10 protein-coding genes are annotated in these 16,218 nt (G+C 72.6%); 5 read left to right on the plus strand and 5 right to left on the minus strand.

Features of this window, described 5'->3' with window-relative positions:
• Positions 1-2: 2 nt before the first annotated feature.
• The 3 genes from ACIBO8_RS09485 to ACIBO8_RS09495 form a co-directional block, all read right to left on the minus strand.
• Complete coding sequence (locus tag ACIBO8_RS09485; protein ID WP_396114650.1) at positions 3-1,130, minus strand: hypothetical protein; 1,128 nt, start codon at positions 1,128-1,130, stop codon at positions 3-5.
• A complete protein-coding gene (locus ACIBO8_RS09490; RefSeq protein WP_396114651.1) occupies positions 1,127-2,854 on the minus strand; it encodes a YncE family protein in 1,728 nt (575 codons plus the stop codon). The genes ACIBO8_RS09485 and ACIBO8_RS09490 overlap by 4 nt, the downstream gene beginning before the upstream one ends.
• A 196-nt stretch (positions 2,855-3,050) precedes the next feature.
• Complete coding sequence (locus ACIBO8_RS09495; RefSeq protein WP_396114652.1) at positions 3,051-3,683, minus strand: DUF4360 domain-containing protein; 633 nt, start codon at positions 3,681-3,683, stop codon at positions 3,051-3,053.
• Positions 3,684-4,159: 476 nt separating this feature from the next.
• Between ACIBO8_RS09495 and ACIBO8_RS09500 the strand changes: the two genes are divergently transcribed.
• The 4 genes from ACIBO8_RS09500 to ACIBO8_RS09515 all read left to right on the plus strand — a co-directional run bounded on the left by ACIBO8_RS09500 (position 4,160) and on the right by ACIBO8_RS09515 (position 11,423).
• On the plus strand, positions 4,160-4,801 hold the full coding sequence (locus ACIBO8_RS09500) for a DUF4360 domain-containing protein (protein ID WP_396114653.1): 642 nt from the start codon (positions 4,160-4,162) through the stop codon (positions 4,799-4,801).
• A 154-nt stretch (positions 4,802-4,955) separates the two neighbouring features.
• Positions 4,956-9,203, plus strand: a complete 4,248-nt coding sequence (locus ACIBO8_RS09505) for a HAMP domain-containing protein (protein ID WP_396114654.1) — start codon at positions 4,956-4,958, stop codon at positions 9,201-9,203.
• A 59-nt stretch (positions 9,204-9,262) separates the two neighbouring features.
• Positions 9,263-10,699 carry a diguanylate cyclase domain-containing protein gene (locus ACIBO8_RS09510; protein ID WP_396114655.1) on the plus strand — a complete coding sequence of 479 codons (1,437 nt, stop codon included), beginning with the start codon at positions 9,263-9,265 and terminating at the stop codon, positions 10,697-10,699.
• 31 nt (positions 10,700-10,730) lie between these two features.
• A complete protein-coding gene (locus tag ACIBO8_RS09515) occupies positions 10,731-11,423 on the plus strand; it encodes a uracil-DNA glycosylase (RefSeq protein WP_396114656.1) in 693 nt (230 codons plus the stop codon).
• Here the strand turns inward: ACIBO8_RS09515 and ACIBO8_RS09520 are convergent.
• Positions 11,414-13,354 (minus strand): diguanylate cyclase, encoded by a 1,941-nt coding sequence (locus tag ACIBO8_RS09520; RefSeq protein WP_396114657.1) that lies wholly within the window; start codon positions 13,352-13,354, stop codon positions 11,414-11,416. The genes ACIBO8_RS09515 and ACIBO8_RS09520 overlap by 10 nt on opposite strands.
• Before the next feature lie 190 nt (positions 13,355-13,544).
• On the opposite strand from ACIBO8_RS09520, the gene ACIBO8_RS09525 reads away from it, so the two are divergent.
• Positions 13,545-14,999, plus strand: coding sequence for a GGDEF domain-containing protein (locus ACIBO8_RS09525; RefSeq protein ID WP_396114658.1), 1,455 nt, complete (start codon positions 13,545-13,547; stop codon positions 14,997-14,999).
• Here the strand turns inward: ACIBO8_RS09525 and ACIBO8_RS09530 are convergent.
• The gene (locus tag ACIBO8_RS09530) at positions 14,986-16,218 is read right to left on the minus strand and encodes an NAD(P)/FAD-dependent oxidoreductase (protein ID WP_396114659.1); all 1,233 of its coding nucleotides are present in this window, start codon (positions 16,216-16,218) and stop codon (positions 14,986-14,988) included. The genes ACIBO8_RS09525 and ACIBO8_RS09530 overlap by 14 nt on opposite strands.

Raw genomic sequence — 16,218 nt, forward strand, 5'->3', positions numbered from 1 at the left:
CGTCACAAGTCGTGCCACGGCCTCCGGGCCGCCGGTGCCGGTTCCGGGACCGCCAAGCGCACGGGCGCCGGTGAGGCCGGGCGGGGCAGCCGGGCCGGGCCGGCATCCTGAGGCTGCCGCGCGGTCCACACCGGACGGGCGTCCGGGGGACTCCAGCTCAGCTCGGCGGCGGGGCCGGCGGCCAGACGGGCGGCCGCGCGTCCCGGCGGGATCCAGATCGGCGGCGGCCCCCACCAGATGATCCGCTCGCCGGTGCCGCGGTCCACCGGCTGGGCGGCGGCGGGCAGCGCCGGGCGTACGGGTGCGGCCTGGAGGGCCTCGGCCTGCAGCGCGGCATCGGTGGCGGGTGCGGTGGCCAGCAGCACGGCCGCCCCGATCGTCAGCACCCCGGCTGCGGCGGCCGGCACGGTCCACCCGGATCGCACGGTGTCGCCGAGCAGCAGCAGGGCGACCGCGGACGGGGCGACCACCTCCGCCGTCCAGTGCACCGCGGTGACCGGGCCCACCTGGCCGATCTGCAGCGCGTGGGCGTACAGCATCATGCCCGTCACCGCGAAGGTCAGCAGCGCCGCCGTGAGCGGTTCCGTGAGGATCTCCATCGGCGACGACGGGAGGGCCCGGCCGGTGAGGGCGGCGCCGCCGAGGCACAGGCCGCCGAGGGCGGCCACGCCGCCGGGGGAGCGGGTCTTGGTGGCGGCCCAGCCGATCACCAGGACGGCGGCTGCCGCGGCGCAGAAGCCCAGCCGGAGTTCCGGGGTGGCCACCACGTCCCGCTGCGGTCCGGCCGACATCGCGAGCATGGTCAGCGCGCCGACGGAGACGGTGACCGCGGCGACGTCCCGCCGGCGCAGGCGAGAGCGGAGGACGATGCGGGCCGCGACCACGGTGACGGCCAGCGAGCCGGCCAGGATCGCCTCGACCACGTAGACCGCGAGTTCCCGCAGGGCGATCATCGAGCCGGCCCAGGCGAAGATGTCGCAGCCGATACCGGCGAGGTAGAGCGGGTGGCGCATCGTCTGCGCGGTGCCGTGGCTGCGCCGCGCGGCCACCGCTTGCAGGATCGACGCGGCGCCGTAGCTGAACGCCCCGGACACCGTGATGGCCAGCGCGATCCACGCCGCGGCATTCATTCGGCGACCCGCAGGACCGAGAGCGTGTCGTCGTCGCCGTTCGTCACGTACGCCAGGCGGCCGTCCGGCGAGACCGCGATCGTCCGCGGACTGTGGCCCACCGCGATCGTCGACGTCACGGCGCCGGTGCGCGCGTCCAGGACCGACACCGAGTTGCTGCCCTCGTTCACGACGTACGCGTGCCGCCCGTCCCCGGCGAAGGTCACGCTCTGCGGCTTCTTCCCGACCGGGAAGGGACCGGTACGCCGCAGCGTCGCCGCGTCGATGAGGTCGGCGGTGTCCGCCTCGTAGCCCGCCACCAGCACGGTGCTGCCGTCCGGCGAGACGGCGACGCTGTGCGGGGCCCGGCTCACCGGGACGGAGTCGAGCAGCCGGTCGGTGCGCATGTCGATCACCGCGACCGCGTTGGACTCGTGGTCGGCGCTGAACGCGCGCCGCAGACCGCTGGAGAACGCCACGGCGTGCGGGTTCGGCGGCACGGACACCCGGGCGTCCGCCCGCTGCTCGCCGCCGGCCTGATGGATCTCGATGCGGCCCTCGCTGTGGATGGGCACCCACAGCCGGTCGTCCGGGCCTACTGACAGGGTGTACGGCTGCCGCCCGGTGGCCAGGTACCGCACGACCCGGCGCCCGGCCGCGTCCACCACGGCGACGCCGCTGCCGGACTTGTCGTTCTCGTACATCGACACGAAGACGAGGCGGCCGTCGCGTGAGGTGGTGACGAAGCGGGGGGTGTTGCGCAGCTTCACGGAGCTCACGCGCCGGGTGGCGGCGTCCACGACGGACAGCACGCGGGCGCTCTGGTTGGCCACGTACACCGTACGGCCGTCCGGCGAGACCGCGACGCCCTCGGGTTCGTCGCCCACCCGGATCGTCCCGATGACCGACGGCTCGGGGAGGCTGGCGGCGCGCAGGGCGAGCGGGACGCGGGCGAGCCCGGTCGGTGCGGGGGCCGCTGTGGTGAGGGCGCGCGGTGCGGCCGCGGACGGGGGACCGGAGGTGACCGCCGGCGCGGCGACGGGTGCGGCCGCCGGTGCCCGGCTGCGCGGCAGGTTGCCGGTCAGGGCGACGGCGACGCCCGCGCCGCCGAGCAGGACGAGGGCGGTCAGGCCGCCGATCAGCAAGGTTCCGCTGCGGCGCCGCCGTACGGGCGGGGGAAGCACGGTCACGCGCGCCGCGGCGTAGCCGCCGGTGCCGGCCTCCGCCTCGAGCTGTTCCTCGAGGTCCGCGCGCGACATCGCGCCGGTCGCCACGACCTGGCCCGTGACGCGTACGTCCGCCCAGCCGGCCGCACCCCGCACGGTGACCGAACCGTCGAGCCAGTCCGTGCGCGGCTGCCACTCGATGCGTAACCGTCCGTCGTGCAGGGCGGCACGGAGCCCGGGGCCCGCCACGGTGACCGCGGCGGTGGCGACGGCGAGCGGGGGCCCGGTCACGAGGACGTCGGCCGCCAGTGCCGGCGTACCCGGCGGGACCTGCCCGAAGTCCACCCGGTCGGGATTCAGCCGCACCGCCGTACGTCCCAGCGCGGCGGCCGCCGCGGCGGCGACGCTGCGGCTGTCGTCCTCGGTCAGATGCTGGAGGGCGAGCCGGGCATCGGCGGCCACGGCGAGATCGGCACTGGTCGCCAGCTGGGCGAGCTCGCCGACGCCCATGAGCCGCGAGTCCCGCATCGGACTCGCGATCTCGGTCAGAACGTGCGGTGGCAGGTTGTGTTCACTCATCGTGCCCCCTCGATCAGCATGCAGTGACGAAGGGGGTCAGCGGAACCCGCGGGACCAAATTGGCATCGAACTTTCTCACTCACGGGTGCCGTCCCCGCCAGGCGCCGGCATCGTCACGGCCGCTGCGAAATGACAGCGGCACGAAGGGCTTCCTGACGGAGCCCTTCGTGCCCGTGGTGTGGCCCGGTTCAGCGCGTCAGCACCGGATCCAGCTGAAGTTGAAGAGGGTGTCGACGTCGCCCTCGCTCGACGTCATCGACATGCTGCTCGTGCCGGTCGACGTGCCGGCGTCCACCCGGAGCTCGGTGTTGATGTTCAGGACCCGCTGCTCCTGGCAGGGCACGTAGATGAGGGCGGGCGCGACGTCCTCGGTCTGCCAATAGCCGTTGAGCGGGCCGGCGAACGACTCTTCCGTACGGCTGTTGTTCGAGGAGCCCTGCCAGTAGTAGTTCGTGCGTTGCAGGCCCGTCGCACCGCTGTTGAGGCGGGCGCGGCCGCGGTAGTCCGCCTCGGCGATGGCGAACGTCCAGCCGGCCGGAACGGTCACGACGACGCCGACCTGGCAGTTGCGGCGGCGGGCGGTGGGGTCGACACCGCCGCCCGCGGAGGCCACGAAGTCGTGGTAGCGGACCCGGAAGCCGGTCTTGTCCGAGTTCGCGTAGACCGACGCGGTGCCGGGCGCGCAGCCGGAGCCGTTGGCGGCCACCACCTCGACGGTCACGACGCCGTCCGGCACCGAATCGGACACTGCGGCGCTCCCGGCCCGGGCGGGCGCCGACACGGACAGCGCGAGAACCGTACCGAGGGCGGCGAGAATGGTACGTCTCATGCCGGCGAATCTTTCCGTCATGTTTTTCCCCTAGGGTTTGCGTGCTCACTGACGACGGGTTTCGCGCGTGCACCATCGCCGATTTTCCCCGCGCCGGCACGGGCGCGGATGATCGGTATTTGGCCGGGACCATTACGTCGCCGAGCGGCGCCGCCGCGTCCCGCGACGAATGTTATCCAGGCGCCACTCCCCGCACAAGCATCGACTGAGATCGATCGCCTCTTGATGTTGGCCCCGGCCACTGCGGGCCGACTACGGGGTAATTAAGGGACTATTTCGGGCTTTCCCGTCGAGCGACTCGCCCGATATAACCGATAGGTGGCCGAGTGCTGGTTTTCGCGAAACGGCCGGATGAATCGGCCCGCCCTTTTTGGCTCAGGCGTGGGGACGGCCGGACAGGTAATTGACGCTTGTCTATGTCAAACATAGCATTGGCCCGCGCGCACATCGTCGTCGTATCACTCGAAGGGAGTCCCATGCGTAAATTGCTGGTACGCGGGGGTGTCGTCCTGGCGTTGCTCGCCTCGTCATTGATCACGGGCTCGCCCGCCTCCGCCGGGGTCATGGACAACCCGCCGGACGACCACATCGTCATCGACCTCGTCGCCATGGCGGGCTCCGGCTGCCGCCCCGGTACGGCGGACGTGGCCGTGTCGCCGGACAACACCGCCTTCACGGCGATCTACAGCGACTACCTCGCTCAGGCCGGCCCGGGCATCCCCTCCACCGAGGGACGCAAGAACTGCCAGCTCAACGTGCTGGTCCACGTACCGCAGGGCTTCACCTTCGCCATCGCGAAGGTGGACTACCGCGGGTACGGGCTGCTCAAGTCCGGCGCCACCGCCTCGCAGCGGGCCAACTACTACTTCCAGGGCATGACCCAGAGCACCTTCACCAACCACCCGATCGCCGCGCCGCTCGACGACAACTGGATCGTGAGCGACGAGGTACCGGTCGCCGCGCTGGTCTGGCACCCGTGCGGTGAGTTGCGCAACCTCAACATCAACACCGAGCTGCGGGTGAGCCGCGGATCAGCCGCCGACACCAGCTTCATCACGATGGACTCCACCGACGGCAGCATCGCGACGACGTACCACTTCGCCTGGCGGGAGTGCTGAAGATCTGAGCGGGTGGCGAGGGTTGCGAATTCCCCCGTTCGCGACCCTCGCACACCTGTGCCGGGCGGCCGCGCCAAGATCCATGCATACTTGCGCCCGGTCGGCGCGCCCCCTGCGGCCGCATGACCGGACGATCGAGCCGGGGAGGATCGCGGTGGGCGAGGACGTGGCGGGTCAGCCGGACCACAACGGGACGGGTACGGGGACGGCGGTGGCCGATCCGGACCTGCGGCAGCTGCTGGCGGGCCTGACCGCCGTACGGGACGGCGACTTCCGGACCCGGCTGCCGCAGGACGGCGACGGCCTGCTCGGCGAGATCGCCACGGTCTTCAACGGCATGGTGGACCAGCTTTCCCTGTTCACCTCCGAGGTGACCCGCGTGGCCCGCGAGGTCGGCACCGAGGGGCAGCTCGGCGGCCAGGCGGAGGTACCCGGGGTGTCGGGCACCTGGAAGGACCTGACCGACTCCGTCAACGCGATGGCCGGCAACCTCACCGACCAGGTACGCGACATCGCCCAGGTCGCCACGGCGGTCGCGCGCGGCGACCTGTCGCAGAAGATCACCGTGGACGTCCGCGGCGAGATCCTCGAGCTCAAGAACACGATCAACACCATGGTCGACGAGCTGTCGTCGTTCGCCGCGGAGGTGACCCGGGTGGCCCGCGAGGTGGGCAGCGAGGGCCGCCTCGGCGGGCAGGCGGAGGTGCCCGGGGTTGCCGGCACCTGGCGTGACCTCACCGACTCCGTGAACTTCATGGCCGGCAACCTCACCAGCCAGGTGCGCAACATCGCCCAGGTGACGACCGCGGTGGCCCGCGGCGACCTGTCGCAGAAGATCACCGTGGACGCGCGCGGCGAGATCCTCGAGCTCAAGAGCACGATCAACACGATGGTGGACCAGCTGTCGTCGTTCGCCGACGAGGTGACCCGGGTGGCCCGCGAGGTGGGCACCGACGGCCGCCTCGGCGGGCAGGCGCAGGTCAGCGGCGTCGCCGGCACCTGGCGCGACCTGACCGACTCGGTGAACTCCATGGCGGGCAACCTGACCGGTCAGGTGCGCAGCATCGCCCAGGTCGCCACCGCCGTGGCCCGCGGCGACCTGTCGCAGAAGATCACCGTTGCGGCGCGCGGGGAGATCCTCGAACTGAAGAACACCATCAACACGATGGTGGACCAGTTGTCGTCGTTCGCCGACGAGGTCACGCGGGTCGCCCGCGAGGTGGGTACGGAAGGCCGCCTCGGCGGCCAGGCCGACGTGAAGGGCGTCTCGGGCACCTGGAAGGACCTCACCGAGTCGGTCAACATCATGGGCTTCAACCTCACCAACCAGGTGCGGTCCATCGCCCTGGTGGCCACGGCCGTGGCGCAGGGCGACCTGAGCAAGAAGATCACCGTCGAGGCCAAGGGTGAGGTCGCCGTCCTCGCGCAGACCATCAACACGATGGTCGACACGCTCGGTGCCTTCGCCGACGAGGTCACCCGGGTCGCCCGCGAAGTGGGTACGGAGGGCCGCCTCGGCGGTCAGGCCCGGGTCCCGAACGTCGCCGGCACCTGGAAGGACCTGACCGACAACGTCAACTCCATGGCGAACAACCTCACCAGCCAGGTCCGCAACATCGCCCAGGTCACCACGGCCGTGGCGCAGGGCGACCTCACCAAGAAGATCGACGTCGACGCCCGCGGCGAGATCCTCGAGCTGAAGACCACCATCAACACGATGGTCGACCAGCTGTCCGCGTTCGCGGCCGAGGTGACGCGGGTGGCGCGCGAGGTCGGCAGCGAGGGGCGCCTCGGCGGCCAGGCCGAGGTCGAGGGCGTCTCCGGCACCTGGAAGCGGCTCACCGAGAACGTCAACGAGCTGGCCGGCAACCTGACCCGCCAGGTACGCGCCATCGCCGAGGTGACCAGCGCGGTGGCCACCGGTGACCTGACCCGGTCGATCACCGTCGACGCCTCCGGCGAGGTGGCCGAGCTCAAGGACAACATCAACTTCATGGTGGAGTCGCTGCGCGAGACCACCCGGGCCAACCAGGAGCAGGACTGGCTCAAGACCAGCCTGGCCCACATCTCCGGCCTCATGCAGGGCCACCGCGACCTCGAGGTGGTCGCCACCCAGGTGATGAACGAGCTCGTGCCGCTGGTCAACGCGCAACTGGGCACGTTCCTGCTGGTCGACGACGCCTCCGGCGCGGAGCTGCGGGTGGTGGGCGGCTACGGGCACAACGGCGCCGGGCGGCGCTTCGGGCTGGGGGAGTCGCTGGTCGGCCAGGCCGCCCTCGCGAAGCGGCCCATCGTCGTCGACGACCTGCCGGGTCACTACTTCTCGGTGTCGTCGAGCCTCGGCTCCGCGACGCCGGTCCAGCTCATCGTGCTGCCCATCGTCGTGGAGGACCAGGTCCTCGGCGTCATCGAACTGGCGAGCATGACCCGGTTCACCGACGTGCACCGGGACTTCCTCGATCAGCTGATGGAGACGATCGGCGTCAACCTCAACACGATCGTGGCGAACGCGCGTACGGATGTGCTGCTCACCGAGTCGCAGCGGCTCGCCGCCGAGCTGCAGGCCCGGTCCGAGGAGCTGCAGGCACGGTCGGAGGAGTTGCAGCGGTCCAACGCCGAGCTGGAGGAGAAGGCGAGTCTGCTGGCGCGGCAGAACCACGACATCGAGACGAAGAACTCCGAGATCGAGCAGGCCCGTCAGGAGCTGGAGGCCCGGGCGCAGCAGCTCGCCCTGGCGTCGAAGTACAAGTCCGAGTTCCTCGCCAACATGAGCCACGAGCTGCGTACGCCGCTCAACTCGCTGCTCATCCTGGCCCAGCTGCTGGCCCAGAACCCCACCCGCAACCTGAGCGCCAAGCAGGTCGAGTACGCCAACGTCATCCACTCTGCCGGCACCGACCTGCTGCAGCTGATCAACGACATCCTCGACCTGTCCAAGGTGGAGGCGGGCAAGATGGACATCGCACCGGAGGCCTTCGACCTGCGCGTGCTCCTGGACTACGTGGAGCAGACGTTCCGCCCGCTGACCACCTCCCGCGGGCTCGCCTTCGAGGTCTCCACCGCCGCGGACGTGCCCACCGGCCTGTTCACCGACGAGCAGCGGCTGCGGCAGATCCTGCGCAACCTGCTGTCCAACGCGGTCAAGTTCACCGAGGACGGGCAGGTCCGGCTCCGGATCGAGCTCGCCCGCGCCGACGAGCTGTCGCCGATGCTTGCCGACCACGACACGGTCGTCGCCTTCCGCGTGATCGACACCGGCATCGGGATCGCCGAGCAGCAGCTCAGCGCGATCTTCGACGCGTTCCAGCAGGCGGACGGCACCACCAGCCGCCGCTACGGCGGCACCGGGCTCGGCCTGTCCATCAGCCGCGAGATCGCGCACCTGCTCGGCGGTGAGATCAAGGCCCGGAGCAGCCTCGGCGCGGGCAGCACCTTCACGCTCTACCTGCCGGCGCAGAGCTCGCCGGTCCACGCCGTACCGGAGGGCGTCACGGACGCCGGCCCCCGCCGGGAGGAGCCCCGGGCCGACGCCTCCTCGAGCGCCGGCGGCGGCCGTCGCCTGCTCGTCGTCGAGGGCACGCCGCTCGGACTGCTCACCCTTCTCGCCCAGGGAGCGGCGGCCGCCGTGGCCGGCACCCACGGCGCGGTCGACGTGACGACGGCCGTCGACGCGGACGCCGCCATGACCGAGTTGCGGTCCGGGACGTTCCAGGCGGTGGTGCTCGACCTCGCCATGCCCGACGACACCGGCTCGGTCTTCCTCAAGGCGCTGCACGACCGCAGCGAGCTGCGCCACCTCGCGGTCCTCGCCTACCAGGGGCGGCAGCTGTCCCCGGCGCAGGACACCCTGCTGCAGGCGCTGGCGCACACCCGCCCGCTGGAGCTGCTGCCGAGCCTCGACGAGCTGCGCGAGCGCATCACGTTGCACCTTTCGGCGGGCACCGGCGAGGACGTCCTCCCGCGGGTGCCGGCCGGCGGCCCCGTGGCCGACGGCGGCGGCATCGCCACCGGCCGCCTCACCGGCTCCAAGGTGCTGGTGGTCGACGACGACGCCCGCAACGTCTTCGCGCTGACCAACATCCTCGAGCTGCACGGCATGGAGGTCGTGTACGCGGAGAACGGGCGCAAGGGGATCGAGGTGCTCACCCAGCACGACGACGTCGACCTGATCCTGATGGACGTCATGATGCCGGAGATGGACGGCTACGCCGCCACGGCCGCGATCCGGGCGATGCCCAAGTACGCCCGCCTGCCCATCATCGCCGTCACCGCGAAGGCGATGCACGGCGACCGGGAGAAGAGCCTCAGCTCCGGCGCCAGCGACTACGTGACCAAGCCGGTCGACGCCGAGGACCTGCTGGCATGCATCGACCGCTGGCTGAGCGAGCGTCCTGCGGTGTAATTCGGGAGTAAACGCGCTCCGAGGCCTCGCGATGGGCCGTAACGACCGAACGAGTCGTTGTGACCCGTCGGATGCTCGCGCTGTACCTCACGCTGACCGCGCTCGCCGCCCTGCTGGCGGGCGTGGCCTCGGCCACGCCCTTCGGCGAGATCTGCTACTTCGGCGCGTACCTCGTCATGTGCGCGCTGGTGACCAGGTCGGCCCTCGCGCGCCGGCGCAGCGGGGAACGGTTCCCCTGGCTGTACGTCGCCTTCGGCCAGCTCGCCTGGCTCGCCGGTGACAGCGTGTACCCGATGACCACGTACGTGCTGCACGGCACGGATGACGGAGTCATCGAGGCCGTGCTGTGGACCTTCGGGTATCTGGCGTACGGCGCGGCGCTCGTCGGGATGGCGCGCCGGCGGGCGGGGCGGTGGCTGCGCCCGGCCGTCCTGGACATGCTGACCCTGGCCACGGCGGTCGCGATCGTCATCTGGGTCGTCTTCATCTCGCCGTTCCTCGCCGACGCGGCCGCCGACCCGCTCGGCGCCTACCTGTACGTCATGGGCCCGCTCGGCGACATCGTGATCCTCGCCGGCGTGCTGCTGCTGATCCTGTCGCCGGGCACCCGTACCGGTGCGACCCGGCTGCTGGTGCTCTCCGCCGTCCTGCGCATCGCCTCGGACCTGGGCACGACCTTCATCCCGTCGGAGCACCTGGCGATGGCCGTGGGCACCGGGGTGATCCTGCTCAGCAACGGCCTGCTCGTCGCCGCCGCCCTGCACCCGGGCAGCGAGGAGCTGACAGCGGCCGCCCGCCGGGCGCCGACGCTGCACCCCGCCCGGATCTGGTTCCTCGGCGTGGCCCTGCTGACGGCGCCGGTGGTGTTCTTCTCCCGGACCGATTACGCCGAGGCCGAGCGCATCATGCTGTTCGCCGCCACCCTGACCACCACCGGGCTCGTCCTGGCCCGGTTCGCCAGCGCCCTGCGGTCGCTGGAACGCGCCGAGCGGCAGCTCAGTTTCCAGGTCCGGCACGATCCGCTGACCGGCCTGGCCAACCGGGCCGCGCTCAGCGAGGCGCTGGAGGCGTCCCCGCCCGGCACGACCCTGCTCTACCTGGACCTGGACGGTTTCAAGGAGGTCAACGACACCGCCGGGCACAGCGGCGGTGACGCCATCCTGCAGGCCGTGGCACAGCGCCTGCGGGCCGCGGTCCGCGACGCCGACACGGTGGCCCGGCTCGGCGGCGACGAGTTCGCGGTGGTGCTGACCGGGCTCGGCAGCGGCGACGCGATCCGTACGGCCGACCGGATCCTGCGGGACGTGGCGATGCCGATCGAGCACGAGGGCGCCTGGTACACCGTCGGCGCCAGCATCGGCATCGCGGGAACGGCCGACTCCGACTCGGGCTCGTCCTGGCGTCCCGCCGCACTGCTGCGGGCCGCCGACACCGCGATGTACAGCGCCAAACGCATGGGCCGCGGCCGCTGGATCCTCGCCGAGGCGGCGTCTTAGGCGCGTCCGGGGGCGGCGCTACGGTGGTCGGATGACCGCAGCCGCCGACCGTCTCGAGCGGCTCGCCGCGGTCGAGGAGCAGGTGGTTTCCTGCCGCGTGTGCCCCCGCCTGGTGGCGCACCGCGAATACGCGAGCGCCCACCGGAAGCCCGCCTTCGCGGGCGAGCGCTACTGGAGCCGTCCCGTGCCGGGCTTCGGTGACCCGGACGCGGGCGTGTACGTCCTGGGCCTGGCCACCGCGGCGCACGGCGGGAACCGCACCGGGCGGGCGTTCACCGGCAATGTCACCGCGGACTGGCTGGTCGCGGCGTTGCACCGGGCGGGGCTCGCCGACCGTCCGACGTCGGCGTACCGCGGCGACGGCCTGCGCCTGACCGGCGCCTGGATGGCCTCGGCGGTGCGGTGCGCTCCGCCGGCGGATCGCCCCACGGCCGCGGAACGCCAGGCGTGCGCCCGGTTCCTCGACGCCGAGCTGGCCGCCTTGACCTGGGTACGCGTCATCGTCTGCCTGGGCGCGCTGGCGTGGGAGGCCGCGGCGGGCTGGGCGGGCCTGCGTCCGCGACCACCGTTCGGCCACGGTCGCGAGCAGCCGATCGGTGCCGAGCGGACCCTGCTCGGCTGTTATCACCCGAGCCCGCAGAACACGCGTACGGGACGGCTCACCGCCGCGATGCTCGACGGGATCCTGCACCGTGCCGTGCGGCTGGCCGCCGATCAGCGTTGAGCTGTCGGTGCCCCCGTGCTCCGGGCTGCTTTGCGGGCGTAGAGCTCGGCGTCGGCGTGGGCGTACAGGGCGTCGAAGTCCTCGCCGTGCTCGCCGGGGACGGCTACGCCGACGCTGCAGGCGGTGCGTTCGGCCAGCGATCCCCGCAGGGTCTCGGCGATGCGTCCCGGATCGGCGGCGGGGTCCGGGCCCGGCAGCACGACGAACTCGTCCCCGCCGAGGCGCCCGACGACGCCGCCCGGCTGCACCCGGTCGCGAAGCGTCGCAGCCACCCAGATCAGCAGGTCGTCGCCGGCCGCGTGCCCGTGCGCGTCGTTGACCTGCTTGAAGCCGTCCAGGTCCAGCAGGACCAGGGCGGCCGGCCGCTCGGCGGCGAACCGCTCGGTGAACCCGCGCCGGTTGAGGCAGCCGGTGAGCGGATCGGTACGCGACAACTCGCTGAGCTGCCGCCGTCGCCGCGCGGCGATCCGGCCCTTGTGCCCGCAGAGCGCCGACACCCCGAGCGCGCCGGCCAGGTGCATCGCCACGTACCAGGGATCGGGGTGATCGACGGACACCGCGATGCCCAGGTAGCCGACGACGATGGCGGCCAGGAGGGGACGTCCCACGCTGGGTGTGGTCAGCGCGATGAGGGGGAGCGGCGCGAACAACCCGAGTGCCAGCGTGGCGTCGGCGCCGCCGTCGAGGCAGACCACGGCCGCCGCGATGCCGAACTGCACGACGCCGAGGGCGAACATCGCCGGGCCCACCCGGCCGTGCCGGCTCAGCGGACCCGCCAGCCGCAGGGTCGCCAGGCCGATCAGCCCCGCCACCCCCAGCAGGACGCCCATGGCCAGCCGGTGCGGGTGACCCTCGGCGAACAGCGCCACGTAGAACAGCCCGACGCCCGGGTCGACCATCCCCAGCCGGCCGGAGTCGGCGATCGCCCGCCGGCGCCGCTCGTGCCGGGACACCCGGGGCTCCTGCCGCGGCGCGGCGGCGGCCCGTGCCCGGGCGACGGCGTCCGGCCCGGGCAGCCGGCGGTCCCGGCCCTCCTTGTCGGCGTAGACGCGCTGGTCGGCGCGGTGGTGCAGGGACTCGATGCCGGTCGCCTCGGCCGGATAGCAGGCGAAGCCCAGGCTCCCGGCCGCGACGCCGTTCAGGGCGGTCCGTACCCGGTCGACCACCGCCGCGGCCGTCTCGGCGTCGGGGCCGGTCAGCACCGCCGCGAACTCGTCACCGCCGACACGGCCGACGGCATCCTCCGTGCGCAGCTGGGACTTGAGGGTGCGTGCGGTCCAGGCCAGCAGCTCGTCGCCCGCCTGGTGGCCGTAGGTGTCGTTGACCTGCTTGAACCGGTCCAGGTCGAGGCGCAGCAGCACGATCGGTTCGCCGGTCCGGTCGGCCTCGGCGACCGCGGCGGCCAGGCGGGCGTCGAAGCCACGGCGGTTCAGGCATCCGGTCAGCGGGTCGAGCTGCGACAGTTCGTCGAGGCGCCGCCGCAGCGACGCCATCGCCACCGAATAGCGCAGGCAGAGGAACGAGATGCCGCCGAAGGCCACGGTGTAGACGGCCGCGTACCCGGTCGGCGCCGGAGCGCCGGCGATCGCCACGGTCCAGTACGCCGTGGCGGAGAGGGCCGCCGCGAGCGCGAAGGCCCGCGGCGGCATGGTCGCCGCGTACACCATGACCGAGAACGGCAGCAGGGCGCCGAGCGGGGCGGCGACCCCGCCGTCCAGGACACCGAGTGCCGCATATCCGACAGTGCTGACGATCAGAGCCGGCACGTGCCGGGCGGTGCGGTGGCGCCGCAGGACGGCCGCACCCAGCGCGAGGACCGCGACGATCGCCGCCATCGCGGGCCGATGCCCGCCCGACCAGGTCGCCGCCAGGTAGGGGACGCAGATCAACGGCGTCACCAGGGTGGCGTCCGGTCCGCGACGTGCTTGCACCAGAAACACATCGGCGCGGAGTCGGCCGATGTGAGGCTTCCGCGGCCCCCGGGAGCACCTGTGCCATCGACGTCGGCGCATCTATCATGCTCGGAGTGCTACCAGAGGGTAACCGGGCGCGGGGGCCCGTGCTCAGATCCGGACCCGCGCGGCCGATCAGGCACGTGGACCCCGACGGAAGGAACCGCTGATGCGCTGGCCGCGCGCCACCGTGCCGGCCTGGCTGGTGCACGCCGGGTTCCTGGGCCTGCTCGCCGCCGCGGGCACGGCGTACGCCGTGGCCGGGCCGGATCGGCGCGCGCTGATCTACACCGCGGTCACGGTCCTGCCGATCATCACCTTCCTGACCGCGCTGGCGAGCGGCAACCTGCCCGACCGGCGGCCCTGGCTGATCGCCGTCGCCGGGCTCGTGCTGCTCACCACCCAGCAGCTGATCTGGCCCACCTGGATCGCCGAAGCGCACCTCGGCCGGGCCGAAGGCTCGCCGACCGACCTCGCCCAGTCCCTCGCGCACACGCTGTTCCTGGCCGGCACCGCCGTCGCCCTGCGCCGTCGCGCGAGCGCCGACCCGGGCGGCATCATCGACGCGGCCCTCTTCGGGCTCTGCTCCGGCGGCCCCCTCTGGGAATGGGTGATCCGCCCGCACCTGCCGGCAGGTGCCCCGCCGATGGGCCAGGCGCTGCTCCTCGGCGACCTCCTGGTGCTCTTCGGGGTCGCCGGCTGCCTGCTGCGCCTGGGCATGATGGGACGGCCGGGACGCGGCACGCTCGGATATCTGGTGCTGACCGCCGTGCTGACCCTGGCCGCCACGGCCACGTCGACCCTGGGCGGGGGCGGCGGTGCCGTATGGAGCGCCGAGCTGATGATGGCGGCGTACCTGACGATCGCCGCCGCGCCGGTGCACCCGGACGCCCCGGAGGTGACCGTGCCGCCGCGCTCCGGCACGGTGGTCAGCCGCCAGCGGCTCGGCTGGCTGGCCCTCGCGCTGAGCGCCAATCCGCTGATCGCGGCGGTCCAGGTGATCCGCGGCGAGGGCTCGTCGAGCCTGCTGCTGCCGGTGGGGACGCTGCTGGTCGTACCCCTGGTGCTGTTACGGATCCGGCTGCTGTCGGCGCAGCGCGACCGGGCCGAGCAGACGCTCGCTTACCACGCCACGCACGACGAACTGACCGGCCTGTGCAACCGGCGGCACATCTCCGCGGAGATCGACCGCGCGCTGGCGGATCTGGACCGCGGCGCGATCGACGAGGTCACCGTCCTGTTGTGCGATCTCGACGGCTTCAAGCCCGTCAACGACCGGTACGGCCACCCGGCCGGCGACGCGGTCCTGAGGACCGTCGCGGCCCGGCTCACCGCGACGGTCCGCGACCAGGACCTGGTCGGCCGGCTCGGCGGCGACGAGTTCCTCATCCTGTGCCGCGGCGAGGCCGGAACCGACCCGGGTCAGCTGCGGGACCGGATCGCCGAGGCGGTACGGGCGCCGATCCCGCTGCTGGACACCACGGTCTCGGTGGGGGTGACGACGGGCGTGGCGCAGGCCAAGCCCGGCCTGGGTGCCGACCGCGACCTGCTCATCGGCATCGCGGACGCGGCCATGTACGCGGGCAAGGCGCGCCGCCACGACCGCGCGGTCACTCTGCCGTGAGCAGTGCCTCCACGGGGACGTCCGGGTCGGTGAGCCGCTGCTCCGGCACCCGGACCCGGGCTCGCACGAGCTGCTGAAGCTGGTCGCTGACGTCCCACACGTTGGCGTTCATCGCCGCGGCGACCACCCCGTCGCGGAGCCAGAAGGCAAGGAAGCCGTCGGTGCCGAGCGTGCCGCGAAACACGACGCGGTCCCACTCGGGGCAGTGGCCGGTGTACTCCATACCGAGGTCGTACTGGTCGGAGAAGAAGTACGGCACCTGGTCGTACGCCTCGCCGGCGCCGAGCATGCCCGCCGCCGCGGCCGGGCCCTGGTTCAGGGCGTTCGCCCAGTGCTCGACCCGCAGCCGGCCGCGGAACAGCGGATGCCAGGCGGCGGCGATGTCGCCGGCGGCGTAGATGTCGGGATGGCTGGTACGCAGAAACTCGTCGGTGACCACCCCGTCGCCGACCGTCAGTCCGGCATCGGCGGCGAGGCGGATGCGCGGCGTGGCCCCGATGCCGGCGACCACCAGATCGGCCGGGATCCGGGCACCGGAGGTGGTCAGGACCTCCTCGACCCGCCCGGTGCCGTGCAGGGCCGCGACCCCGTCGCCGAGGCGCAGTGCGACGCCGTGCCCGGCGTGCAGGTCCCGGTAGACCGCACCGACCTCACGGCCGAGCACGCGCTCCAGCGGCAGGGACGCGGGTTCGACGATCGTGACGGGCAGGCCGCGGGTACGCAGGGAGGCGGCGACCTCGCTGCCGATCCAGCCGGCGCCGATGACGACCGCCGACGACGCGGTGGCGGCCGCGGTGGCCAGCGCGTCCGCGTCGGCCTTGGTACGCAGGTGATGCACGCCGGCAAGCTCCGAGCCGGGGACCGTCAGGCGGCGGGCCTCGGAGCCGGTGGCCAGCAGCGCCTTGTCGAACCGCAGGCGCGACCCGTCCGACAGGGAGATCGTGCGCCCGGCGGGGTCGAGGCTCGTGACGCCCGTCCCGGTGCGCAGCTCGACCGACTGCTTCGCGTAGAAGTCCTCGTCGTGGACGAAGACCGAGTCCTTCCCGGCGTCGCCGGTGAGGTAGCCCTTGGACAGCGGTGGCCGCTCGTACGGCCGCTCTGGCTCCTCGCCGATGAGCACGACCCGGCCGTCGAATCCCCGTTCCCGGAGGGCCTCGGCCGCCTTGGCGCCGGCGAACCCGGCTCCGATGATGACGAACGTACGGTGGTCGGCGGTCAT

The sequence above is a fragment of the Actinoplanes sp. NPDC049681 genome, assembly GCF_044465265.1.
Taxonomy (GTDB): domain Bacteria; phylum Actinomycetota; class Actinomycetes; order Mycobacteriales; family Micromonosporaceae; genus Actinoplanes.